The sequence below is a fragment of the Arthrobacter sp. 01T419 genome (assembly GCF_056398865.1).
Window position 1 is genome coordinate 377251 of sequence record NZ_JBFTQF010000005.1, and the last position, 23125, is coordinate 400375.

A 23125-nucleotide genomic window follows, 5' to 3' on the forward strand; every position below is an offset into this window, starting at 1 on the left:
GTCCTTCGTGGAGGGGCCTAATACGCTGCATTTCTTCTTAAACGCTGTATTTGTCTTCCATAAAATCTATCAGCGACCGGGACTGGTGAATTCCCAGGCCCCTGAGCCGTCGTGATGCGGCGATTCCAATTTCCGTCATGATGGCCGCTGCCCGGACGGGGCCGACACCCGGGACAGCCTCCAGAAGCTCGGAAACACGCATGCGGGCGATGGCTTCATCAGTCTGCGCCGACTTGATCAGCCCGGCGATACTGAGTTCACCACTCCTGAGCTGTTCCTTTGCCAGAGCCCGTCTTGCACGGGCCCTGGCGGCCTTTTCCAAGGCATCGGAACGTTCCTCCGCAGACAAGGTTTTCAAAGTCACTGACACATCCCCCTTTGGCCGGCATCGAGTGCGTGGCGATTTGGACTGTTCCCGAAGCTACCGCGAGGTCAGTGTGGAGCGCAATGCACAGGACGCAGCAAGATCGCGATCAGCCTTCCAGCAAGCCGTCGCGGGTGGCCTCAGTAGCGGAACGCAAACCGGCGACCGTGGGACCAGCGGCCAGGATTCCCCGGCTCGATGTCGCAAGGACCGCCGGATACGCCTCACGGAATGTCGCACGCAGATCCGCCGGCGTAGCTCCTTGGGCACCGAGCCCAGGAGCCAGGATGGGCCCGCGAACAGCGTTGAGGTCCAAGCCCAGATCCACCAAAGCGGTGCCAATAGTGGCGCCCACCACGAGACCGACAGACCCCATGGTTCCCGCATAGCGACGGTTCTCGTCGGCGGCCGCTTCAGCGATCCGCCGTGCCACCGACTCAGAACCGCCAACGTGCTGAACGGATTTGCCTTCGGGGTTCGAAGTCAGCGCGAGAACGAAAACACCCCGGCCATACTCGTCTGCGAGGTCCAGCGCCGGCCGCAGTGACTCAAATCCGAGATACGGGCTCAGCGTGACAGAGTCCGCAGCCAAGGACGAACCGTCGCGCAGCCAAGCGTCGGCATAGGCCGCCATCGTTGAGCCGATGTCTCCGCGCTTGGCGTCGGCGATGCTCAACACTCCGGCATCGGATGCCGCAGCAAGGGTCCGCTCCAGGACGGCCATGCCTGCGGAGCCGTGGCGCTCATAGAGCGCGACTTGCGGCTTCACCGCGGCAGCGAGCGTCGCCACGGCTTCCACGACGGTGAGTGAGAAGCGCTCCAGCCCGGCGACGTCGTCGTTCAGTCCCCAGTCAGACAGCAGTCCCGGATGCGGGTCAATGCCGACGCAAAGGGGGCCGAGGTCGGCCATGGCGGCAGCCAGCCTGGAACCGAACGGCTGTCGGGGCCCCGACCTGACAACGGGCTGCGCGACTACAACAGACTCAGGCATTGACGGCCTCGGCGGATGCTTTCAGGTTGGCGGCGTGCTCCTGCAAGCTGGTCACCGACCACTCGTAGGTGCGCAACGCCTCGATTGCCTGCACCGCGGCGTTGAACTCGGCCACTGTGGTGATGCACGGGATGCCGATGGACGTGGCGGCCGCGCGGAGTTCGTAGCCGTCGCTGCGGGCTTCGCCACCCGAAGGGGTGTTGAAGACCATGTCGATCTCGCCGGCGATGATGAGGTCCGCGATGGTGCCCTCGCCTTCGGCGCTGCTGCCTTCTGCAACCTTGCGGACCGGGGTTGCCTGAATGCCGTTGCGGCGCAGCACATCCGCGGTACCGCCCGTGGAGACGATCTCGAAGCCGAGATCGGACAGGCGCTTGACACCCATGATCACCGAACGCTTGTCCCGGTTGGCGACCGAGACGAAGATTTTGCCTTCTGTGGGCAGCGCATTGTTGGCCGCGGCCTGGCTCTTGGCGAAAGCGGTGTCGAAGTGTTTGTCAATGCCCATGACCTCACCAGTGGAGCGCATTTCGGGGCCGAGCAGCGAGTCCACCACCTTGCCTTCAGGCGTCCGGAAGCGGCTGAATGGCAGCACCGCTTCCTTCACCGCGACAGGTGCGTCAAGCGGCAGTGTGGAACCATCGCCCGTTTCCGGCAGCATCTTGTAGGCGCTGCGCAGTTGGTTGATGGTGACCCCGGTACCGATCAGCGCTGCAGCCTTCGCCATCTGCACGCCCGTGGCCTTGGACACGAACGGCACGGTGCGTGAGGCACGCGGGTTGGCTTCCAACACGTAGAGCACGTCGGATGCCAGGGCGAACTGGATGTTGATGAGGCCACGGACGCCCACCCCCTCTGCGATGGCCCGCGTGGCTGTGCGGACGCGTTCGATCACGTTGCTGCCGAGGGTGATCGGGGGCAGGACGCACGCGGAGTCACCGGAGTGGATGCCGGCTTCCTCGATGTGCTCCATGATGCCACCAAGGTACATGTCCGTGCCGTCGAAGAGCGCATCGACGTCGATTTCGACGGCATCCTCGAGGAAGCGGTCGATCAGCACCGGATGGTCCGGGGTGATCTCCGTGGCATTGGCGATGTAGCGGGAGAGGTTGGCTTCGTCATAGACGATCTCCATCCCGCGGCCGCCGAGCACGTACGACGGGCGGACGAGGACCGGGTAGCCGATCTCGTCGGCGATCTTCTTGGCGTCCTCGAAGGACACGGCGGTGCCGTTCTTCGGGGCGATCAGGCCGGCCTGGTCAAGCACGCGGGAGAACATGCCGCGGTGCTCGGCGAGGTCGATGGCTTCCGGCGAGGTGCCCAGGATCGGCACACCGGCGTCGGCAAGCTGCTGTGCGAGCTTGAGTGGGGTCTGGCCACCGAGCTGCACGAACACGCCCATGACGCCGCCTGTGCGTTCCTCTGCCGCGATGACTTCGAGGACGTCTTCAAGGGTCAGCGGTTCGAAGTAGAGGCGCGTTGAGACGTCGTAGTCCGTGGAGACGGTCTCCGGGTTGCAGTTGACCATGACGGTCTCGTAGCCGGCCTTGCGCAGCGCCATCGAGGCATGCACGCACGAGTAGTCGAACTCGATGCCCTGGCCAATGCGGTTAGGGCCGGACCCCAGGATGATGACGGAAGGTTTGGCGTGCAAGCCGACCTCGTCCTCTTCGTCGTACGAGGAGTAGTGGTACGGGGTGTACGCGGCAAATTCAGCGGCGCAGGTGTCCACCGTCTTGTAAACCGGGCGGATGCCCAGGGCCTGGCGGACGCCGCGGACTACAGCCTCCGGGTTGTGCGTCAGGGCACCGATCTGCTCGTCCGAGAAACCGTGGCGCTTGGCGTGGCGGAGCATGTCTTCGGTCAGGGCGCCGGCCTTGCGGATCTCCTGCGAGATCTCGTTGAGCAGCTGCAGCTGGTCCAGGAACCACGGATCGATCTTGGTGGCGGCGTAGAGCTCTTCAACCGAAGCACCTCCGAGCAAAGCGCGCTGGACCTGGTAGAGGCGGTCCGTCGTCGGGCGCTTGGACTTCTCGATGAGCTCCGGAACTTCCCACTCGGGCACGTGGCTGAAGTCCAGCTGTGAGCCCTTCTGCTCAAGCGAGCGAAGTGCCTTCTGAAGGGCTTCCGTGAAGTTGCGGCCCATGGCCATTGCCTCACCGACGGACTTCATGGTGGTGGTCAGCGTGTTGTCCGCTGCGGGGAACTTCTCGAAGGCGAAGCGCGGAACCTTGACCACGACGTAGTCGAGCGTCGGCTCAAACGATGCCGGTGTCTTCTGCGTGATGTCGTTCGGGATCTCGTCCAGCGTGTAGCCGAGGGAAAGCTTGGTGGCGATCTTGGCGATCGCGAAGCCGGTGGCCTTGGACGCCAGCGCCGAGGAACGCGAAACACGCGGGTTCATTTCGATGACGACGACGCGTCCCGTGTCCGGTTCGATGGCGAACTGGATGTTGCAGCCACCGGTGTCCACGCCGACTTCGCGGATGACGGCGATGGAGATGTCGCGCAGGCGCTGGTATTCGCGGTCCGTCAGGGTCAGGGCCGGTGCCACCGTGATGGAGTCGCCGGTGTGGACGCCTACGGGATCGAAGTTCTCGATGGAGCACACAACAACGACGTTGTCGTTCTTGTCGCGCATCATCTCCAGCTCATATTCCTTCCAGCCGAGGATGCTCTCTTCCAGCAGAACCTCGGAGGTGGGGCTGTACTGCAGGCCCTGGCCCACGATGCGGCGCAGGTCGTCCTCGTTGTAGGCCAGGCCCGAGCCCAGCCCGCCCATGGTGAAGGACGGGCGGACAACCATCGGGTAACCGAGGTCCTCCGCGGCGCTCAAGGCTTCATCCATGGTGTGGATGATGTGGCTGCGGGCCGACTCGGCGCCGCAGCGTTCCACGACACCCTTGAACTTCTCCCGGTCCTCGCCGAGTTCGATCGCGGCAATGTTGGCACCGATGAGTTCGACGTTGTACTTCTCAAGCACGCCGTTCTTGTCCAGGGCGATGGCCGTGTTGAGGGCCGTCTGACCGCCCAGCGTAGGCAGGAGGGCGTCCGGGCGCTCCTTGGCGATGATCTTTTCGACCACTTCGGGGGTGATGGGTTCCACGTAGGTGGCATCGGCGAATTCGGGGTCGGTCATGATGGTGGCCGGGTTGGAGTTCACGAGGATGACGCGCAGCCCTTCCTCCTTCAGCACGCGCAGTGCCTGGGTGCCGGAGTAGTCGAATTCGGCCGCTTGGCCGATAACGATCGGGCCGGAACCGATGACAAGGACGCTCTTGAGATCTGTACGCTTTGGCATTACTTGGTGTCCTCGTTCTTCGCGGAGTTCGATGTCTGAGTGGCGGCGGCCTGCGCAGCATTCTCGCCGTTCTTCGTGCTCTCCATCAGGTCGATGAAGCGGTCGAAGAGGTAGGCGGCGTCGTGCGGACCGGCTGCGGCTTCGGGGTGGTACTGAACCGAGAATGCCGGGATGTCGAGGCACGCGAGTCCTTCGACGACGTCGTCGTTGAGGCTTACGTGGCTGACCTCCACGCGGCCAAACCGCTCTTCGGGAGCCAGCGTGGCGCCGTCCATGGGAGCGTCGACGGCGAAGCCGTGATTCTGCGAGGTGATCTCGACTTTGCCCGTGCGGCGGTCCATCACGGGCTGGTTGATCCCGCGGTGGCCGTACTTGAGTTTGTAGGTACCGAAGCCGAGGGCACGGCCCAGGATCTGGTTGCCGAAGCAGATTCCGAAGTAGGGTAGCTTCTCATCGAGCACCGAGCGGAGCAGCTTCACCTGGGTGTCGGCGGTGGCGGGGTCGCCAGGGCCGTTGGACATGAAGAAACCATCCGGGTTGACCGCCTTGACGTCTTCCAGCGTGGCGGTCGCGGGCAGTACGTGGACGCGGACGCCACGTTCTGCGAAGCGGGCCGGAGTCATCGCCTTGATGCCAAGGTCGATCGCGGCGATGCTGAACTTCGCTTCGCCCTCCCAACCATGGTCTGCGGGCTCCACGACGTAGGCCTCGTCGACGCTCACTTCTTCGGCAAGGCGTGCGCCTTCCATGGGAGCGCTGGCCAGGACGGTGTCCAGGAGCTCCTTGTCGGAAGCGTTGGCTGCTTCACCGGAGAAGATTCCGGCACGCATGGTCTTGTGCTCGCGCAGGTGCCGGGTGATGGCACGGGTGTCCACGGCCTGGATCCCGACGATGCCCTGCTCAACGAGCTCTTCATCGAGGCTGCGCTCCGAGCGCCAGTTCGAGGGGCGGCGTGCGGCGTCGCGAACAACGTAGCCAGCCACCCAGATGCGGCGGGACTCGGCGTCTTCCTTGTTCACGCCGGTGTTGCCGATGTGCGGAGCCGTCTGGACCACTAGCTGGCGGGCGTAGGAGGGATCCGTGATGGTTTCCTGATAACCGGTCATCCCGGTCGCGAATACGGCCTCGCCCAGGGCAACGCCCGTGGCACCGTAGCTACGGCCACGGAAAGTGCGGCCGTCTTCGAGGACCAGCACTGCTGCGGTGGACTCTGCTGGGTTGGTATTTTCTGTCACTGCGTTGGTGTCCGTCACGTTGTTACTTTCCACTATCGGCATCTGCCTGGGGGGCTGCAGAGATCAATTCTTGAAGTGCTTCGAGGAGGGGTTGCTTGTCGGCGGCGTGCCTGGTCCTGAATCCGGTGTCGAGCTCACGTTCTCCGAGCATCCAGCTCAAGACCACGATTCCATCCTTTTCCACGAATTTTCCGGCCATGCCGCTGGCGCTGCGGCAATCGGTCACGGCTCGCGATGGAATGAACAGAGGTCCAGTTCCCGCGCGGTCGAACAGGACGCCTTCCGGATGGATGCTCATTTCCGCGTTCCCGCGAAAGCCAAGGCCATGGACAGCGATCCGGTCAAGCCAGTCTCCCGCCGTCGTCGTGGCCACATACTGGCCGTCAGCCACAAGGCCTGCCGGGCTGAGTTGTTCAGGCACGTCCGGAAGCGGCCCGAGGCCGGCTTGCCGCTTGAGCCTGCTGCGCCATCCCAGCGCTATGAGTCCGGCGACAATTGCGGCAAGGCACAGGACCAGCAGCAAGGAAGCGATTTTGTCCATCAGATGCTGCTGCCTGCGCCTGCAGGGTCCGCTGCGTATCGGTACGGGGTGTTGAGCTTGCCGCCCAGTACGGTCGGGTGACCCCTGAAGAACGTGGCGACGACCGCGCCCGGCAACTCTTTGCCCGCAAAGGGTGAGTTCCGGCCCATGGTCGCCATCTTATAAGGATCCACGTTCCAGCGGGCGGCGGGATCCACGAGGATCACATTGGCAGGCTCGCCGGCTTCGAGCGGGCGCCCTTGATCTGCCACCCGGCCAATGGCCGCGGGCACCGTGGACGTGACGCGGGCGAAGTCGGCCCACGTCATGAGCCCGGTCTCGATCATGGTTTCCTGGACTACCGACAGGGCAGTTTCCAGTCCCGTCATGCCCATTGCCGCCTGGGCCCACTCGCATTCCTTGTGTTCGCTCGGATGCGGGGCGTGGTCTGTTCCCACGACGTCGATGGTGCCATCGGCGAGCCCGGCGCGAAGCGCCTGGACATCCGCGTCGGTGCGAAGTGGCGGGTTGACCTTGTAGACGGGGTCGTAGCTGCGGACCAGTTCGTCCGTGAGCAACAAGTGGTGGGGTGTGACCTCAGCGGTGACGTTGATGCCGCGTTCCTTGGCCCAGCGGACGATCTCCACCGATCCGGCGGTGGACACGTGGCATACGTGCAGGCGGGATCCGACATGCTGGGCAAGCAGGACGTCGCGGGCGATGATGCTCTCCTCGGCCACCGCCGGCCACCCGGCAAGTCCGAGAACCGCCGAGACGGTGCCCTCGTTCATCTGGGCCCCGGCGGTGAGGCGGGGTTCCTGCGCGTGCTGGGCAACGACGCCGTCGAACGCTTTGACGTACTCCAACGCACGGCGCATCAGCACGGGATCGTGCACGCAGATGCCGTCGTCGGAGAAGACACGGACTTGGGCACGGGAGTCGGCCATGGCGCCGAGTTCAGCGAGCTGCTCGCCGGCGAGACCCACCGTGACGGCACCCACTGGGCGGACGTCCACCCAGCCGGAGGCGCGGCCCAGGCTGTGGACCTGCTCGACGACGCCAGCAGTGTCGGCCACGGGATTGCTGTTGGCCATGGCATGCACCGCGGTGTAGCCGCCAAGGGCTGCGGCACGGGTGCCCGTTTCCACGGTTTCGGCGTCTTCGCGACCGGGTTCGCGCAAGTGGGTGTGGATGTCCACCATGCCGGGAAGCGCCACGAGGCCGGCGGCCTCAATCACCGTCGCTCCTTCTGCGGACAGGCCGGTCCCGCGCTCGGCGATGAGGCCGTCGCGGATCAACAGGTCCTCGGCGTCGCCACCCAGGATGGCCGCGCCGCGGATCAGGTAGGTACCGGTTGCGGTCTCGGTCATCAGTTGCTCTCCTTGTCGGAACGGGCGGTGCCCGGCGTGGTGGCGGCTTCACGGGTATCCCCCGAGAGCAGCAGGTACAGGGCGGCCATCCGGACCGACACGCCGTTGCGGACCTGGGCCAGCACGGTGGAGCGGGGTGAATCGGCGGCGGCGGCGGAAATTTCCAGGCCGCGGTTCATGGGACCAGGGTGCATGATGATGGTGTCCTTGAGCCCGAGGTCGTCGAGGGCCCGGAGGCGGGCATCGTCGAAGCCCCAACGACGCGAATACTCTCGCGTCGAGGGGAAGAACGAAGCATTCATCCGCTCACCTTGGACGCGCAGCATCATCATCGCGTCCACTCCGGCTTCGAGTGTCTCGTCAAGGTCGTAACTGACCTTGCACGGCCAGTGTTCGACGCCGATCGGCAGCAAGGTGGGTGGGGCCACGAGGGTTACTTCCGCACCAAGGGTGCGCAGCAGCCACACGTTGGAACGGGCGACCCGGGAGTGCAGGACGTCACCGGCGATAGCGACGCGCATCCCGTTGAGGTCTGCGCCGTTGGATGCCGAGCCTTTCAGCTTGGACCAGTGGCGGCGCATCGTGAATGCGTCCAGGAGGGCCTGGGTGGGGTGCTCATGGGTGCCGTCTCCGGCGTTGATGACGGCGGCGTCGATCCAGTCGGTGGCAGCCAAGCGGTGCGGTGCGCCAGAGGCCCAGTGGCGGATGACTACCGCATCGGCGCCGATCGCTGCAAGGGTCTGGGCGGTGTCCTTGAGGGACTCACCCTTTGATACCGAAGAGCCCTTGGCTGCGAAGTTGATGACGTCTGCGGAGAGGCGCTTTGCTGCCGCCTCGAAGGAAATACGGGTGCGGGTGGAGTCCTCGAAGAAAAGGTTGACCACGGTGCGGCCGCGCAAGGCGGGCAGCTTCTTGACTTCCCGGTCCCCCACCGCAGCCATCTCTTCGGCGGTGTCCAGGATTCGGATTGCGTTCTCGGCGCTGAGGTTCTCCGTGGAGAGCAAATGTTTCATGCGCCGGCCTCGATGACTACTTCGTTGATGGGCTGACCATCCACAGAATCGAGTTCTTCCAAGTGGACCCGGACCTTTTCCGAGGACGAGGTGGGCAGGTTCTTGCCCACGTGGTCCGCGCGGATGGGCAATTCGCGATGGCCACGGTCCACGAGGACGGCGAGGCGAACGATGCGGGGCCTGCCAAGGTCGACGATTGCGTCGAGGGCTGCCCGGATGGTGCGGCCCGAGTACAGGACGTCGTCGATGAGGACAACAACCTTGTTGTCGATGCCGGACAGCGGCAGCTTGGTGGGATAAGGGGGCCTGGCGGGCTGGCGGGAAAGATCGTCCCGGAACATGGTGACGTCCAACTGACCGACTATTGCCGAGGCGTTGACGGACGGATCCGCGGCGGCGATCTTGTCTGCCAGCCGCACAGCCAGCGGATAGCCGCGGCGTGGGATGCCCAAAAGTACCAAGTCCTGGGAGCCCTTGTTGGCCTCGAGGATCTCGTGGGCGATACGAGTGAGCGCACGGTCGATATCCGCGTGGTTGAGGACAACCCGGGACGGCACCGGCGCAGTGACTTCAGTCATCGCTCGTCTCCCCTTTCCCCGCCTCACGGGACGGAATTAAAAAAGGAACATTTGCCCTACAAAATTACCACAGCCGTGGCGCCCGGCCGACGTGCCCCGGGCGCGGACCATGCGTTTTAGCTCACAACCGTCCGAGTGCATGCGCAGTCCCCATCGCAACCGCCAACGCAAAGGGCTGGCGCCCACAGTTTCCTGTGGGCACCAGCCCTTCGAATGCTTTCACTGCCGCTTAAGCGAGCAGGGAAGGCTTCAGCTTCTGGAGACGTCCGAGGAGGCCGTTGATGAACGCAGGCGATTCGTCGGTGGACATGACCTTGGCCAGCGCAACTGCCTCACTGACCGCGACGCCGTCCGGGACGTCGTCGTTGTAGAGGAGTTCCCAGGCGCCGATACGCAGGATGATGCGGTCAACCGCCGGCATGCGCTCAAGAGTCCAGCCCTGGGCGTAGGTCTGAAGGAATTCGTCGATGGTCGGCTGCATGGCAACCACGCCCTCCACGATGTCGGTCGTGTACGGGTTGACTACGAGATCGGTCATTTCCCGGCGGGCCTTCAAGACCTCGAAAGCGGAGGCGGAACGCTGCTCCGCCTCAAACAGTACTTCGAGGGCCCTGTTACGGGCCTTACCACGAGCACTCACTAGTCGTTGACCCGGCCCAGGTAGCTGCCGTCGCGGGTGTCTACCTTGACCTTGGTGTTGTTCTCAACGAACAGGGGCACCTGGATCTCATAGCCGGTTTCAAGGGTGGCCGGCTTGGTTCCAGCGGAGGAGCGGTCACCCTGCAGTCCCGGCTCGGTGTAGGTGATTTCGAGGACTACGCTCGGGGGCAGCTCAATGTAGAGAGGCGTGCCCTCGTGGATGGCAATGTTGACCATCTGGTTTTCCAGCATGAAGTTGGTGGCGTCGCCTACCGTGGCACCGGAAACCGTGATCTGGTCGAAGTCCTGGGTATCCATGAACACGAAGTCCGCGCCGTCCTGGTACAGGTACTGGTAGTCGCGGCGGTCAACGGTGGCGGTTTCGATCTTGAGGCCGGCGTTGAACGTCTTGTCCACCACCTTGCCAGACATGACGTTGCGCATCTTGGTGCGCACGAACGCGCCGCCCTTGCCCGGCTTGACGTGCTGGAACTCAATGATGTTCCAGAGCTGGCCCTCGAGCTTCAGCACGGTGCCGTTCTTGATGTCATTTGTGGTTGCCACTATTATCCTCTGGTTTCTCTCACTGGTTCTAGCTACTGTTTCTAGCTTCCAGCCGGGTATGCCAATCTGGCATGCCTTGATGGCCGCCAGCGCGTATTTATCAAAAATCCAAAGACCATTCTACCGGCAAATTGCGCAGCGCCTGCCGCCCGCCCTATCAGTCGGGCGAGACCATCAAGGAGGCGCTCCCGTTCAGGAGGCGAGCTCGAGGGCGTTCCGGGCACGCTGCAGGGCAACGGCAGAGGAGTAGATCAAGGAAGCATCGGCTGCCAAGGCAACGCGCAGGTCCAAGGCCTTGGTGAACGATTCCGCTGCGGCGACGGGATTGCCGGCCACAAAATGGGCCCGCCCCAAATACTGATGGACGATCGGTTCCTTGGCTGTTCCATTGACTTCGCCCAGCAGTTGGCGGAAGAGCTCCACAGCGCGGTCGAAGCGGTTGGTAGCACGGTGCAGTTCTGCCTCGAAGATCCGGAGCTTGAAAGACTCGGGGTCGTTGTAGCGGGCCTCGGCCAGCAACTCGGCGGCTTCGCCGGGGTGGCCTTCGAGCATGAGCGCCATGATGCGGTCAGCGGGATCGTTGGACTCGGCCAACGCGGACTGCATGACTTCCTCGTTGACGATGTGCGGCAGGAGGGTGTCCGGATTGGTGCGCACTCCGGGGAACCCGCCCGTAGGCCAATCACTGATGCTGCCGAAGGTTTCATTCGTCATGATGCGATCTCCTGGTAGGCAGCGAAAAGCAGCGAGGTGTCAGGAACGTCGAGGATTCCGGGCTTCGCCACACCGTCGAGCACCACAAAGCGCAAGAGGTCACCGCGGGACTTCTTGTCGCGGCGCATGCCATCAAGCAGGCCCTGCCAGCGGTCCCGGCGGTAGGTGACCGGCAGCCCGAGCCCCTCGAGGATCGTGCGGTGCCGGTCGGCGTCGACGTCGGAAAGCCGGCCGACGCTGCGGGCGAGCTCGGCGGCAAACATCATGCCGACCGAAACAGCCGCGCCATGCCGCCACGAGTAGCGTTCCACGAGTTCGATCGCGTGGCCCAGGGTGTGGCCGTAGTTGAGGATCTCGCGCAGTCCGGATTCCTTGAGGTCTTCGGAAACCACTTTTGCTTTGACGGCGATGGCACGCTCGATGAGCTCGCGGAGCACCGCGGAACCCGGGTCAATGACTTCCTCCGTCTTGTTTTCGACGAGGTCCAAGATGGCGGGATCTGCAATGAAGCCGCACTTGATGACCTCAGCCATTCCGGAAATCAGCTCGTTCTTGGGCAAGGTCTGAAGTGTGTCCAGGTCCGCGAGGACGGCCACGGGCGGGTGGAAGGAACCCACGAGGTTCTTGCCCTCCGCCGTGTTGATGCCGGTCTTGCCGCCCACCGACGCGTCCACCATGCCGAGGAGGCTCGTGGGCATGTGGATGACCTTGACACCGCGCAGCCAGGTTGCCGCGACAAATCCGGCGAGGTCGGTGACAGCGCCGCCGCCAACCGCAACGATGGCGTCCGAACGGGTGAAGTCGTTCTGGCCAAGCACCTGCCAGCAGAAGGCCGCAACCTGGATGTGCTTGCCTTCTTCGGCGTCGGGGATCTCAGCAGTGAGGGCTGTGAATCCCGCAGCCTCGAGTTCCGCGCGAACCGTATCTCCCGTCAGCCGCAGGGCGCGCGGGTGGATCACGAGGACTCGCTTGACGCGCTCCCCCAGCTTCGCGGGAAGGGTCTCCAGGAGGCCGCGTCCGACGACGACGTCGTAGTTTTCGTTCGCGGACTGGCCGGAGACCTTGATGACAGTTGCTTCGTTGCTCACTTTTGCACTTCCTCTTTCAAGGCCGCGTATTCACGCAGTCTTTCCTCCACGTGGAGGGCGATTTCCGCCACGGTTCCGGACCGGACATCGACGGTAACATCTGCCAAGCGTTCATAGACGGGCCGTCTGGCCGCAAACAGGGCATTCCAACGGGCCATGGCGTCGCCCGCCAGGAGCGGTCGGCCGGTGTTGCGGGCGATGCGTTCGGCGACCGTCGCTGCATCGCATTCGAGATACACCACAGTGCAATCGCCCAGGAGCTGTTGCGTGCCTGAATCCAGCACTGCTCCGCCGCCAAGCGAAACAACCCCGCCATTGGCGTTCGCAGCTTCGACCGCACGCGCGACGGTCCTGGCCTCGATCTCGCGGAAGGCATGTTCTCCACGACCCGCGAAAATGTCCGCGATGGTCCCATGGTGCTCAACAATGACGACGTCCGTGTCAACGAACGGCACGCCCAATTGCTGGGCGAGCTGGTGGCCAATGACCGACTTGCCGACGGCCATCGGTCCCACCAAGGCAATCGCGGGCCCGTGACCGGTGCCCGAGGTACCGCGGACCACTAGTGGCCGACCGAGTCCAGGTTTGCCGGAATGCTGTCCATGTAGCCCCGAAGGTTCCGTGCGGTTTCGGCGACGGAGTCGCCACCGAACTTCTCAGTCACAGCTTCGGCCAGAACGAGGGCAACCATGGCCTCGGCCACGACGCCCGCCGCCGGGACGGCACAGACGTCGGAGCGCTGGTGGTGGGCCTTGGCAGCTTCACCCGTGCTGACGTCGATGGTCTTCAGTGCGCGCGGGACAGTAGCGATGGGCTTCATGGCCGCACGGACGCGCAGGACTTCGCCGATGCTCATCCCGCCTTCAATGCCACCTGCCCGGTTGGTCTTCCGCACGATGCGGCCGGCCTCGTCCTTGACGATTTCGTCGTGCGCGGCGGAGCCTCGGCGGGCCGCGGTGAGGAAGCCATCGCCCACTTCGACGCCCTTGATGGCCTGGATGCCCATCAGGGCAGCAGCCAAGCGGGAGTCGAGGCGACGGTCCCAGTGAACGTAGCTGCCGAGTCCCGGCGGAAGTCCGTAGGCCAAGACCTCGACTACGCCGCCGAGTGTCTCGCCTTCCTTGTGCGCTGCGTCGACTTCGGCCACCATGGCGTCCGAGGTCTCGCGGTCGAAGCACCGCAAGGGATCGGCGTCGAGGGCCAGGACATCGGACGGCACCGGCAGCGGCCGACCCTCCGGTACGGTGACGCTCGCGATGGAAACCGTGTGGCTGACGAGTTCGATACCGAGCTGCTTCAGGAATTGCGACGCTACTGTGCCAAGCGCGACACGGGTGGCGGTTTCCCTGGCGCTGGCGCGTTCAAGAACGGGGCGTGCCTCGGGGAATCCGTACTTCTGCATACCTGTGAAGTCCGCGTGGCCCGGCCGCGGGCGGGTCAGAGGTGCGTTGCGGGCCTGTTCGGCAAGGAGGGAGGGATCCACCGGGTCCGCAGACATGATCTGCTCCCATTTGGGCCACTCGGTATTGCCGATCTGGATGGCAACGGGTCCGCCCTGCGTGACGCCGTGCCTGACGCCGCCAAGGATGTTTACTTCGTCCTGCTCGAACTTCATCCGGGCGCCCCGACCATAGCCGAGACGGCGGCGCGCCAAGGCATCGCGGATTTCCTCGCTGGTGAGTTCCACACCGGCGGGGACGCCTTCAACAATTCCGAGCAATGCCGGGCCATGGGATTCACCGGCAGTCAACCAACGCAACATATATCCAATCCTGCCATGTAAGGCCCCTAGTACACCCGCCGGGGTAGCCCGACTGAGTCGCACATCACATCTATGACATCGGCGGTGACTTCAGCGCCGGAAAACAAACGAATTTGCTCGACGGCTTGGTAGAGCAGCATTTCCAGTCCGGGAACCACTACTCCACCCCGCGAATGCCACACTTCGGCAATGCGGCTGGGCCAGGGATCGTAGGCGACGTCGAGCAGCACACCCCAGACATCGTCGGCACGCTTGCCGCCGTCGGGAAGCCGGTCGAGCCCGGCGGCAATGCTGTCCGCCGCCCGCGGCGGAAGAGTGGAGATCACCAGGTCGGCTCCGGCGATGCCTTCAGCCGCCTCGGTCATCGGCCGGAGTTGTACGGAGAGTCCGACGGCGGCAGCTGCGGCTTTCGCCTCGGCCGCCCGTCCGGCGTCGCGCACGTAGACGTCAACATGGCCGGAACCCAGTTCGTGGAGCGCCGCAATGGCCGCCGCGGACGTTCCGCCGCCGCCAAGAATCGCGGAACTCGGCCGCTCCTTGACCCCGGCGTTCCTGACGGCTTGAACGATGCCAGCCACATCTGTGTTGTGACCAACCCGCCGTACACCGTGCTCGGTGGCTTCAAACGCGACGGTGTTGATGACGCCCAGGTGCGAGCCGGCCCCCCGGACCTCATCAACCTCGTCCACCATGGCGGTCTTGAGGGGCATGGTCACGGACAAACCGCACCAGTTATCCTGCGCCTGAAGGCCCGCCATGAAGGCCGGCAGCCGCTCAACCGTCACGTCGATGGCTGAGTAATCGATGTCGAGTCCAAGCTTCGCATAGGCTGCGCGATGGAGTGCTGGTGACTTCGAGTGGCTGATGGGGTGCCCCAAAACGGCAGCACGTCTACTCACACGCACCGTCCCGCGTTGGCGGCACACCATGCGTTGTATTGCTCAACGTACTTGCTGTGCTCCGCCAACGTGCTGGAGAACTTCGTCTCCTTGGTGTCGAGGTTGATGGTCACCCAGTAAAGGTAGTTGTTGGGCGTCGGCTTCGCGGCAGCGTCGATGGCCGTCTTGCCGGGCGAGCCGATCGGGCCAACCGGCAGGCCCACGTTGGCATAAGTGTTGTAGGGGTTGCTCTTGTCGGCCTTCTGGGCATCGGTCAAGTGGAAGGTCTTGGTACCGAGGCCGTAGGTGACGGTGGCGTCCGACTGGATGAGGCCGTTCGTCTCCGTATTGCCCGGCTTGAGCCTGTTGTAGATTGCGCCAGCCACGTTGCCGTAATCGGCCTGGCCGCCTTCTGCCTGCACAATGCTGGCGACAGTGATGGTCTGGTATTGCTTGGCGGGATCCGTGACGCCCTGCGCCTTGAGCTCGTCCGTGGTGGCCGTGACGAGTTTCTGGAGGATGTCCTTGGCCGAGGTCCCGAGGGGGAAGCGGTACTCCCCCGGTGCGAGGAAGCCTTCCAGGTTTTTTGCGGGGGCCGGGACGCCAAACTGGGCCGGCGAGTCACTGAGAGCCTTCAACTCGGACAGAGGGATACCTGAACCCTTGGAGATCGCATCGAGCGACTCTCCTATTCGAAGCCCCGCACTGAGTGCGAAGTACATGACCTTGGAGGCGTCCTTGTTGAGGAGGACATTCACGGCATCGGAGTTCTTCATTTCCGTGCGGAACGTGAAATCACCCGGTGAGAGTTCACCGCCGGCCGCCGTGAATGCGGCCAGGAACGTATCGGCGTTCGCGATGACGTGCTGGTTCTGGAGGTTGGTCGCGACCAGTTTGGGGCCGGAACCCGGAGCCACCGTGACCGTGACGGAGCCGGTGCCCGGGCCAGGGTAGTCGCTGACCTTGTCCATGCCGAGCAGCGGTTTCAGGAACTGAGCTCCCACCGCAACCGCGGCGACGAAAACGGTGAGGGTGAGCAGGAGCGCAAGAAGACGACGGCGACGACGGACCTTCTTCGACGGAGCCTTTGCCACGGGAATCGCAGCCGGGATGAGTTCATGGGCATCGTGCTCGTCATGGACTTCGTATTCGAAATGGGGATCGTGGTGCTCATAACCTTCGTCATGTGCATGCAGTTCGTGGAACTCGTCGCCGTGTGCGGGGTCGTAAACCGGAACCGAATCGGCGTGCTCGGCGTCGTGATGAGGGACGTCAACGTGCACGGCGTCATCATAAGAAGCGTCGTGTTTCTGCACGTCTTCCTCTGGCTCAATCACATCGGCCGGCGGAGGAAATCCCTCGGAAGCCGGGGTCTCGCTGCGAATGCTGTCATCGTGGAATTCCGCGACGGGGGCCGGCGCTTCGGAGGCGGACGGCGCGTAGTGCGGAACATATGCCAACTGCGGCTTCGGTACAGCGACAGGTTCAAAGTGGACGGGCACAGGTGGTGGCAACACCTCCTGGTTCTGCGTCTCCAGGAAGCGTTCCCTGGCACGGATTTCACGACGCGTCAGAGGCCTTGTGCGGTCTTCTGATGCTTCGTTGGAGGGGTCGTTGTTGACCGGGCTCACAATTGTCTTCCCCTCGTTGGAGAGTGTGGATCTGTGCCGGAGGCCGGCAGCGGCGCACTGGCGCCGTCAATGTGTTGGGGTGGCATCAGCGCCTGCACGCGCCTGCCCACATCTGCACCTCTGGCTTTTTGCATGTCGATCGCGTGCTGCAGAATTCCGGCAGCGGCAACCTGATCCACCACTTTACGATGATCCTTGCTGCTCATGCCAGCTTCATGGAGATTGCGGTGGGCCGTCACGGTACTGAGCCGCTCGTCCACCATGTTGACGGGAACGTCAAGTCCGCGGCGCTGCAAGTGGGCCGCCAGCAACTCCGCGTAGTCGGTAGCCATGACGGCGGACGCATGTTCCTCACCCTTCATCGTGCGCGGTAACCCGACGAAAATCTGGACTGCGCCGAGCTCCGCGACATGCCGGACGATGACCCCGACGTCGGAATTCTTCTTTGCATCCCGGCCTACCGTCTTGAACGGCGTGGCCAGGATGCCGTCTGGATCGCAGATCGCCACGCCCACACGGACGGTGCCGACGTCTACCCCCAGTTTGATGCCCCGGGGGTAGTCGTCGTTGCTCGCGGTGGCCTCCAAGATCAGCGCTTGGCGATCGCGTCCACAACGGCCGCAAGGGCCGGTGCGATCTTCGCGGCGTCGGTTCCGCCGCCTTGGGCGACGTCGTCTTTGCCGCCGCCGCCGCCGCCGAGGATTCCCGCTGCCACCCGTACCAGGGCGCCTGCCTTCACGCCCGCGTCGCGGGCGGCCTCGTTGGTGGCCACGATGATGACGGGACGGTCATTGCTGACACCGGCTACTGCAACTGTCGAAGCGCCGGAGCCGAGCCGGTTGCGCAAGTCCATGGCGAGGCTGCGGAGGTCGTCCGCTCCCCCGACCTGGCCGGCGTCGTGCGCCACTACCCGGACGCCCGCGGCGTCCTGTGCCGTGGCAACGAGGTTTGCCGCAACCGCGGTCAGCTGCTCCTTGCGGAGGCGGTCCAGTTCCTTCTCGGTCGACTTGAGCTTGGCCAACGTGCTGGAGATCCGGTCTGCCAGTTGGCCCGAAGGGACCTTGAGCATCTCGGTGAGTTCGGTGACCAGGGCACGCTCGGCTGCGAGGTGCCGGAAGGCGTCAAGGCCAACGAAGGCTTCCACACGGCGGTTTCCCGAACCGACTGACTGCTCGCCAAGCAGCGACAGGCTGCCAATGAGCGAGGTGTTGGCGACATGGGTGCCACCGCAGAGCTCGCGGGACCACGCGCCGTCGATCTCAACCACGCGAACTTCGCTGCCGTAGTTCTCGCCGAACAATGCCATGGCGCCCAGGGCTTTGGCCTCGGCAAGGCCCATGACCTTGGTGTCGACCCGGAAGTTGTTGCGGATGGCGATGTTCGAGACCTCTTCGATCTCGGACTTCGTGGCCGCGCTTAGTCCCTCGCCCCAAGCGAAGTCGAAGCGCAGGTAGCCGGCCTTGTTGAAAGAGCCACGCTGGGTGGCTTCCGGGCCGAGGATCTGGTGCAGGGCGGCGTGCACGATGTGCGTTCCCGTGTGCGCCTGCTCTGCGGCGTGGCGCCGTTCGCGGTCGACGGCGGCGCGCACCATGGCGTCTGAGGCGATCTCGCCTTCGCGGACGATCGCCTTGTGGACGCTCAGGCCCTTCACGGGGCGCTGGACATCGAGGACCTCGACGACGAAGCCGTCACCGGTGATGAGGCCCTTGTCTGCGGACTGGCCGCCTGCTTCGGCGTAGAACGGCGTTTCGTTGAGCACGAGCTCGATTTCGTCGCCCGTGGAAGCGTGGGCGACCCGTCGGCCGGAGCTGACGATGCCGCGCACGCGGGCTTCGCTTTCCAACTCGGTGTATCCCGTGAACACCGTCTCCCCTTCGGCCAGGAGCTCCTGGAAGGCTGAGACATCGGCGTGTCCACCCTTCTTGGCCTTGGCATCTGCCTGTGCACGCTGGCGTTGTTCCAGCATGAGGCTACGGAATTCGGCTTCGTCAACCTTCAGGCCGGCTTCCTCGGCCATTTCGAGGGTGAGATCGATCGGGAACCCGTAGGTGTCGTGAAGGGCGAAGGCATCTTCGCCGGACAGCGGCTTGCCGGCAGCCTTGGAGAGCACCACGGCTTCCTCGAGGCGCGCGGTACCCGAGGCGATGGTGCGCAGGAAGGCTTTTTCTTCGGCATAGGCGATGCGGCTGATGCGGTCGAAATCGGTCTCCACGATGGGGTACACGCCCTTCATGGCGTCGCGGGATGCCGGAAGCAACTGCGGAAGGCAGGCTTCTTCGACTCCGAGGAGGCGCATGGCGCGGACGGCACGGCGAATGAGCCGGCGCAGGACGTAGCCGCGGCCTTCGTTGGAGGGGGACACGCCGTCGGAGATCAGCATGAGGGCCGAACGTATATGGTCGGCAACAACGCGCATCCGGACATCGTCCGTGTGGTGCGGGTCGTCAGCGGACTCGGCGGAGGTGTATTCCTTGCCGGACAGGGCTGCGGCCTTGTCGATGACGGGACGGACCTGGTCGGTCTCGTACATGTTCTCGACGCCCTGCAGGATCATCGCGAGGCGCTCCATGCCGAGGCCGGTGTCGATGTTCTTCTTGGGCAGCTCGCCGACGATGTCGAAGTCCACCTTGGAGCGAACGTTCTCAATCTGGTACTGCATGAAAACGAGGTTCCAGATTTCGACATAGCGGTTTTCGTCCGCGATGGGACCGCCCTCGGCGCCGTAGGCCGGGCCGCGGTCGTAGTAGATTTCCGAGCACGGACCGGCAGGACCTGGCTGCCCGGTAGACCAGTAGTTGTCCGCCTTCCCCATCCTCTGGATTCGGGAGGCGGGGATTCCGGTGTTCTTCAGCCACAGATCCTGGGCTTCGTCGTCTTCCTCGTAGACGGTCACCCAGAGGCGTTCAACGTCCAATCTATAGCCGCCGTCGTCGACGCTCTTGGTGAGCAGTTCGAAGGCAAACTTGATGGCGTCTTCCTTGAAGTAGTCCCCGAAAGAGAAGTTTCCGCACATCTGGAAAAACGTGCCGTGGCGGGCGGTCTTGCCCACTTCCTCGATGTCGCCGGTGCGGATGCACTTCTGCACGCTCGTGGCGCGGTTGAAGGGCGGCTCCTCACGGGCGGTCAGGTAAGGAATGAAGGGCACCATGCCGGCCACAGTGAAGAGCAGGGAAGGGTCGCTGGATACGAGCGACGCTGAGGGGACGGCGGTATGGCCCTTGCTGACAAAAAAGTCCACCCAGCGTTTGGTGATCTCCTGCGACTTCATTAGCTGATTACTTACCCTTCTCAATTCACGGCACATGAGTTTGTGCGCGGCGTTGGCAGTTGCCACTGCCGCAGCTTCTAATTCTGCCTTGTTGACGGCTGCTTGGGCGAACCGCGGCGGTTATATCGCGGCGGCTACCGCCTGCCGGCGTCCGCCTCGTTGATGCCGAGCGCGGCCCGGAGGTCGACTTCGCGTTCATTCATCCCGGCGCGCACTGCGTCAGCGAAGTCATACACTCCATCAGCCAGCCGCGCTACGGCGCGATTCAGGCCGTCGGGACCGATATTGGCCTTCGCTTCGGTGATTTTGCGGAAGGCAATGACTCCGATTGCCACGCCGATCCCCATCCAGACGATTCTTTTCACTGTATTCCTGACATACGAAGGGTCGTGACTTACGAACGGGTTCAGCGGCTGCGGCGGCCACTGCTTGATTTGCGGCGATTGGCAAAGGCCGAGCGCACTCCGTAGCTGAAAGCGGCCACCTTGATGAGCGGTGAACCGACAGTTGCGGCCACCAGTGAGGACAACGCTGAGATGTTGGCGGAGGCATCGGAAACGTTGGAGGTGATGCCATCCACCTTCCGCAGTTGCTGGTTGGTGGTGGAGACCGTCGCGGTGACTTCGTCCATCAGGGGCGTCGCTCCGTCGCTCAAGGAGCGGATGGAGGTGCGGACTTCGTCAAAGACGCGTCCGAGTTTGAGGATGGGCACGGCCAACAGCAGCACAAGGAGCGCAAAGACTCCGGCCGCGATCAGGCCTGCAATATCGCCACCAGTCATGGACACTCATCTCCTAGCATTTGTTGCGGCGCGGTGGGCGCGCCGTGCAGTTCCGCACTGACGGCCCCCGGCGTGGCTTCCCCAAGTACCTTACATACAAAGAAGCCCGCGGCGCGTGCCACGGGCTTCTCGTATGCGCGCTGGAATTTAGCGAGCGTAGAATTCGACGACGAGCTGCTCTTCGCAGGTCACGGGGACCTCGGAGCGCTTCGGGCGGCGAACCAGGCGTGCCTGCAGGGCGTCAATCTTGACGTCCAAGTAGGCCGGGACGACGTTCAGGACGTGTGCGCCTGCTGCTGCAACCTGGAACGGAGCCATGACTTCGCTGCGGCTGTGAACGTGGATGAGCTGGCCTTCAGCAACGCGGAACGACGGGCGGTCCACGCGGATACCGTCAACGAGGATGTGGCGGTGCACAACCAGCTGGCGGGCTTGGGCGATGGTGCGGGCAAAGCCAGCACGCAGCACGAGGGCGTCGAGACGCATTTCGAGCAGTTCGATCAGGTTTTCACCGGTCAGGCCCTTGGTGCGGCGTGCTTCTTCGAAGGCGCGGGTCATCTGGGCTTCGCGGATACCGTACTGGGCGCGCAGACGCTGCTTTTCGCGCAGACGTACGGCGTAGTCGGAGTCCTGCTTCTTGCGGGCACGGCCATGCTCACCGGGGCCGTACGGGCGGCGCTCCATGTACTTGGCGGCCTTGGGGGTCAGAGCGATGCCGAGTGCACGCGAAAGGCGTGCGGTACGGCGAGCACGAGTGTTGTTAGCCACTTGTGTCCTTCCAATATCTGCGGTGTGTCAGTGTTACTGGCCTCCATGAGGGAGAGCATCGGCCAACCGCTGCCTTTTGCTACGGGGCGCAGGGCACAGCACCAAAACGTGAGTTCTGATGGATTGTGCGTCCGTGCCTTGCCAGACAAGCATCCATCCTACCATGAGGCCTACTTGCCCCGGATGATCCTGCGCAGCCGCTCGAGCCTGGGAGCAATATCCCGTTCAGCACCGTTTGCCGTGGGTTCGTAGTAGTCCCTGCCCACCAAATCATCCGGAGCGTACTGCTGGGCGGCCACACCGTGCGGGGCATCGTGGGCGTACTTGTAACCTTGGCCGTGACCAAGTCCCTTCGCGCCTTGGTAGTGGGCGTCCCTCAAATGCGCCGGAATCCCGGTCCCCATCCCCGCGCGCACATCGGCGATGGCCTTGTTGATGCCCATGTACGCGGCATTGGACTTTGGCGCAGTCGCCAGATGCACCACGGCCTCCGCGAGGATGATCCGTCCCTCGGGCATGCCGATCAGCTGCACTGCCTGGGCGGCGGCGACGGCGGTCTGCAGCGCCGTGGGATCCGCCATGCCGATGTCCTCGGCAGCGGAAATGACGATCCGGCGGGCCACGAAACGAGGGTCCTCGCCTGCTTCGAGCATGCGGGCCAGGTAGTGGAGGGCCGCGTCGACATCGGAGCCTCGGATCGATTTGATGAACGCACTGGCAACGTCGTAATGCTGGTCGCCCGCGCGGTCGTATCGGACAGCGGCGACGTCCAAGGCCCGCTCTGTGTGGCGGAGCTCGACGACGACCGGAGCCTCGGGGGCGCCGTCACCGGCGAGCCCGGGCTCTTCGGAGGCGTCGCCGTCGTGGTTCCGGTCTCCGTATGCGACGCCGGCAGCGGCCTCAAGCGCCGTGAGCGCGCGGCGGGCATCTCCCCCGGACAAGCGGACCAAGTGCTCGAGGGCTTCCGGGGTGAGCTCCACTCCCCCTGCCAGACCGCGGGCATCGGCAACGGCCCGTTGCAGGAGGCCTTCGATATCGGCGTCTGCAAGAGGTTTCAGGGTGAGCAAGAGTGACCGAGACAGCAGAGGCGAGACCACCGAGAACGACGGGTTCTCCGTGGTAGCGGCGACCAGGACCACCCAGCGGTTTTCGACACCGGGAAGTAGCGCGTCCTGTTGGGCTTTGTTGAAGCGGTGGATCTCATCGAGGAACAGCACTGTTGTTGTCCGGTAGAGATCGCGGGCAGTCAGGGCATTTTCCATGACAAGCCGGACGTCCTTGACGCCCGCTGTGATGGCGGACAGTTCGACAAACTTCCTGCCGGGTCCGCGGGCGATGACGTGCGCGAGCGTCGTCTTGCCCGTGCCCGGCGGTCCCCACAAGATGACAGAGCTGGGACCGGCGGGACCGGCGGCGTTGGCCCCGGCAGCGAGCTGCCGCAACGGAGACCCCTGGCCCAGCAAGTGCTGCTGGCCCACGACGTCGTCCAGTGTCCGGGGCCGCATGCGAACGGCCAGAGGACTCCGCGGCGACGCCGGTCGCCCTGTATCGGAACGGTCCGAATCGGACGCCTGGCTGCCGGCGTCGTCGTCGCTGTCCGCGCCGGCACCAAAGAGATCTTCCACATGGATAGGCTACTCATGATTCCAGCGAAGGAGAC

General features: G+C 64.1%; 22 protein-coding genes. All 22 read right to left on the reverse strand.

Annotated elements, in window-relative coordinates; all coding sequences use genetic code 11:
* Window positions 1–37 precede the first annotated feature (37 nt).
* Window positions 38–364 (reverse strand): integration host factor, actinobacterial type, encoded by a 327-nt coding sequence (gene mihF / locus AC1DLO_RS10800; RefSeq protein WP_476889743.1) that lies wholly within the window; start codon window positions 362–364, stop codon window positions 38–40.
* Between the two features lie 109 nt (window positions 365–473).
* Window positions 474–1355 (reverse strand): orotidine-5'-phosphate decarboxylase, encoded by an 882-nt coding sequence (pyrF, locus tag AC1DLO_RS10805; protein WP_476889744.1) that lies wholly within the window; start codon window positions 1353–1355, stop codon window positions 474–476.
* Entirely contained in the window at window positions 1348–4656 is a 3309-nt protein-coding gene (gene carB, locus AC1DLO_RS10810) for a carbamoyl-phosphate synthase large subunit (protein WP_476889745.1), read from the reverse strand. Before carB ends, pyrF begins: the two co-directional genes overlap by 8 nt.
* A complete protein-coding gene (gene carA, locus AC1DLO_RS10815; protein WP_184735048.1) occupies window positions 4656–5933 on the reverse strand; it encodes a glutamine-hydrolyzing carbamoyl-phosphate synthase small subunit in 1278 nt (425 codons plus the stop codon). Before carA ends, carB begins: the two co-directional genes overlap by 1 nt.
* Window positions 5914–6432, reverse strand: coding sequence for a PH-like domain-containing protein (locus AC1DLO_RS10820; protein WP_476889746.1), 519 nt, complete (start codon window positions 6430–6432; stop codon window positions 5914–5916). The genes carA and AC1DLO_RS10820 overlap by 20 nt, the downstream gene beginning before the upstream one ends.
* On the reverse strand, window positions 6432–7781 hold the full coding sequence (locus tag AC1DLO_RS10825; protein ID WP_476889747.1) for a dihydroorotase: 1350 nt from the start codon (window positions 7779–7781) through the stop codon (window positions 6432–6434). Before AC1DLO_RS10825 ends, AC1DLO_RS10820 begins: the two co-directional genes overlap by 1 nt.
* Complete coding sequence (locus AC1DLO_RS10830) at window positions 7781–8794, reverse strand: aspartate carbamoyltransferase catalytic subunit (protein WP_476889748.1); 1014 nt, start codon at window positions 8792–8794, stop codon at window positions 7781–7783. Before AC1DLO_RS10830 ends, AC1DLO_RS10825 begins: the two co-directional genes overlap by 1 nt.
* The gene (pyrR, locus tag AC1DLO_RS10835; protein WP_184735039.1) at window positions 8791–9372 is read right to left on the reverse strand and encodes a bifunctional pyr operon transcriptional regulator/uracil phosphoribosyltransferase PyrR; all 582 of its coding nucleotides are present in this window, start codon (window positions 9370–9372) and stop codon (window positions 8791–8793) included. The genes AC1DLO_RS10830 and pyrR overlap by 4 nt, the downstream gene beginning before the upstream one ends.
* Before the next feature lie 229 nt (window positions 9373–9601).
* The gene (nusB, locus tag AC1DLO_RS10840; protein WP_184735037.1) at window positions 9602–10012 is read right to left on the reverse strand and encodes a transcription antitermination factor NusB; all 411 of its coding nucleotides are present in this window, start codon (window positions 10010–10012) and stop codon (window positions 9602–9604) included.
* Complete coding sequence (gene efp, locus AC1DLO_RS10845; protein ID WP_028267136.1) at window positions 10012–10575, reverse strand: elongation factor P; 564 nt, start codon at window positions 10573–10575, stop codon at window positions 10012–10014. The genes nusB and efp overlap by 1 nt, the downstream gene beginning before the upstream one ends.
* 192 nt (window positions 10576–10767) lie before the next feature.
* Window positions 10768–11289 carry a tetratricopeptide repeat protein gene (locus AC1DLO_RS10850; protein ID WP_476889749.1) on the reverse strand — a complete coding sequence of 174 codons (522 nt, stop codon included), beginning with the start codon at window positions 11287–11289 and terminating at the stop codon, window positions 10768–10770.
* Window positions 11286–12377 (reverse strand): 3-dehydroquinate synthase, encoded by a 1092-nt coding sequence (gene aroB / locus AC1DLO_RS10855; RefSeq protein WP_476889750.1) that lies wholly within the window; start codon window positions 12375–12377, stop codon window positions 11286–11288. The genes AC1DLO_RS10850 and aroB overlap by 4 nt, the downstream gene beginning before the upstream one ends.
* Window positions 12374–12883 (reverse strand): shikimate kinase, encoded by a 510-nt coding sequence (locus AC1DLO_RS10860; protein ID WP_476889821.1) that lies wholly within the window; start codon window positions 12881–12883, stop codon window positions 12374–12376. The genes aroB and AC1DLO_RS10860 overlap by 4 nt, the downstream gene beginning before the upstream one ends.
* A gap of 56 nt (window positions 12884–12939) precedes the next feature.
* Window positions 12940–14139: a chorismate synthase gene (gene aroC, locus AC1DLO_RS10865; RefSeq protein WP_476889751.1), complete on the reverse strand. Its 1200-nt coding sequence runs from the start codon at window positions 14137–14139 to the stop codon at window positions 12940–12942.
* Between the two features lie 26 nt (window positions 14140–14165).
* Window positions 14166–15038, reverse strand: coding sequence for a shikimate dehydrogenase (locus AC1DLO_RS10870; RefSeq protein ID WP_476889752.1), 873 nt, complete (start codon window positions 15036–15038; stop codon window positions 14166–14168).
* The gene (gene mltG / locus AC1DLO_RS10875) at window positions 15035–16648 is read right to left on the reverse strand and encodes an endolytic transglycosylase MltG (RefSeq protein WP_476889753.1); all 1614 of its coding nucleotides are present in this window, start codon (window positions 16646–16648) and stop codon (window positions 15035–15037) included. Before mltG ends, AC1DLO_RS10870 begins: the two co-directional genes overlap by 4 nt.
* Window positions 16645–17235 (reverse strand): Holliday junction resolvase RuvX, encoded by a 591-nt coding sequence (gene ruvX / locus AC1DLO_RS10880; protein ID WP_476889754.1) that lies wholly within the window; start codon window positions 17233–17235, stop codon window positions 16645–16647. Before ruvX ends, mltG begins: the two co-directional genes overlap by 4 nt.
* Before the next feature lie 2 nt (window positions 17236–17237).
* On the reverse strand, window positions 17238–19916 hold the full coding sequence (gene alaS / locus AC1DLO_RS10885; RefSeq protein ID WP_476889755.1) for an alanine--tRNA ligase: 2679 nt from the start codon (window positions 19914–19916) through the stop codon (window positions 17238–17240).
* A 134-nt stretch (window positions 19917–20050) separates the two neighbouring features.
* Complete coding sequence (locus AC1DLO_RS10890; RefSeq protein ID WP_184735630.1) at window positions 20051–20263, reverse strand: hypothetical protein; 213 nt, start codon at window positions 20261–20263, stop codon at window positions 20051–20053.
* Window positions 20264–20322: 59 nt separating this feature from the next.
* Complete coding sequence (locus AC1DLO_RS10895) at window positions 20323–20697, reverse strand: DUF948 domain-containing protein (RefSeq protein ID WP_184735021.1); 375 nt, start codon at window positions 20695–20697, stop codon at window positions 20323–20325.
* A 147-nt stretch (window positions 20698–20844) separates the two neighbouring features.
* Window positions 20845–21465 carry a 30S ribosomal protein S4 gene (rpsD, locus tag AC1DLO_RS10900; RefSeq protein ID WP_028267147.1) on the reverse strand — a complete coding sequence of 207 codons (621 nt, stop codon included), beginning with the start codon at window positions 21463–21465 and terminating at the stop codon, window positions 20845–20847.
* A gap of 170 nt (window positions 21466–21635) precedes the next feature.
* The gene (locus tag AC1DLO_RS10905) at window positions 21636–23090 is read right to left on the reverse strand and encodes a replication-associated recombination protein A (RefSeq protein WP_476889756.1); all 1455 of its coding nucleotides are present in this window, start codon (window positions 23088–23090) and stop codon (window positions 21636–21638) included.
* Between the last annotated feature and the right edge of the window lie 35 nt (window positions 23091–23125).

What these genes read in the sequence shown, in the direction of transcription:
- pyrF (WP_476889744.1), bottom strand. Translation starts at nt 1,355, where the DNA reads ATGCCTGAGTCTGTTGTAGTCGCGCAGCCCGTTGTCAGGTCGGGGCCC.
- carB (WP_476889745.1), bottom strand. Translation starts at nt 4,656, where the DNA reads ATGCCAAAGCGTACAGATCTCAAGAGCGTCCTTGTCATCGGTTCCGGC.
- carA (WP_184735048.1), bottom strand. Translation starts at nt 5,933, where the DNA reads ATGCCGATAGTGGAAAGTAACAACGTGACGGACACCAACGCAGTGACA.
- AC1DLO_RS10820 (WP_476889746.1), bottom strand. Translation starts at nt 6,432, where the DNA reads ATGGACAAAATCGCTTCCTTGCTGCTGGTCCTGTGCCTTGCCGCAATT.
- AC1DLO_RS10825 (WP_476889747.1), bottom strand. Translation starts at nt 7,781, where the DNA reads ATGACCGAGACCGCAACCGGTACCTACCTGATCCGCGGCGCGGCCATC.
- AC1DLO_RS10830 (WP_476889748.1), bottom strand. Translation starts at nt 8,794, where the DNA reads ATGAAACATTTGCTCTCCACGGAGAACCTCAGCGCCGAGAACGCAATC.
- pyrR (WP_184735039.1), bottom strand. Translation starts at nt 9,372, where the DNA reads ATGACTGAAGTCACTGCGCCGGTGCCGTCCCGGGTTGTCCTCAACCAC.
- AC1DLO_RS10850 (WP_476889749.1), bottom strand. Translation starts at nt 11,289, where the DNA reads ATGACGAATGAAACCTTCGGCAGCATCAGTGATTGGCCTACGGGCGGG.
- AC1DLO_RS10860 (WP_476889821.1), bottom strand. Translation starts at nt 12,883, where the DNA reads ATGGCCGTCGGCAAGTCGGTCATTGGCCACCAGCTCGCCCAGCAATTG.
- aroC (WP_476889751.1), bottom strand. Translation starts at nt 14,139, where the DNA reads ATGTTGCGTTGGTTGACTGCCGGTGAATCCCATGGCCCGGCATTGCTC.
- alaS (WP_476889755.1), bottom strand. Translation starts at nt 19,916, where the DNA reads ATGAAGTCGCAGGAGATCACCAAACGCTGGGTGGACTTTTTTGTCAGC.
- AC1DLO_RS10890 (WP_184735630.1), bottom strand. Translation starts at nt 20,263, where the DNA reads ATGGGGATCGGCGTGGCAATCGGAGTCATTGCCTTCCGCAAAATCACC.
- AC1DLO_RS10895 (WP_184735021.1), bottom strand. Translation starts at nt 20,697, where the DNA reads ATGACTGGTGGCGATATTGCAGGCCTGATCGCGGCCGGAGTCTTTGCG.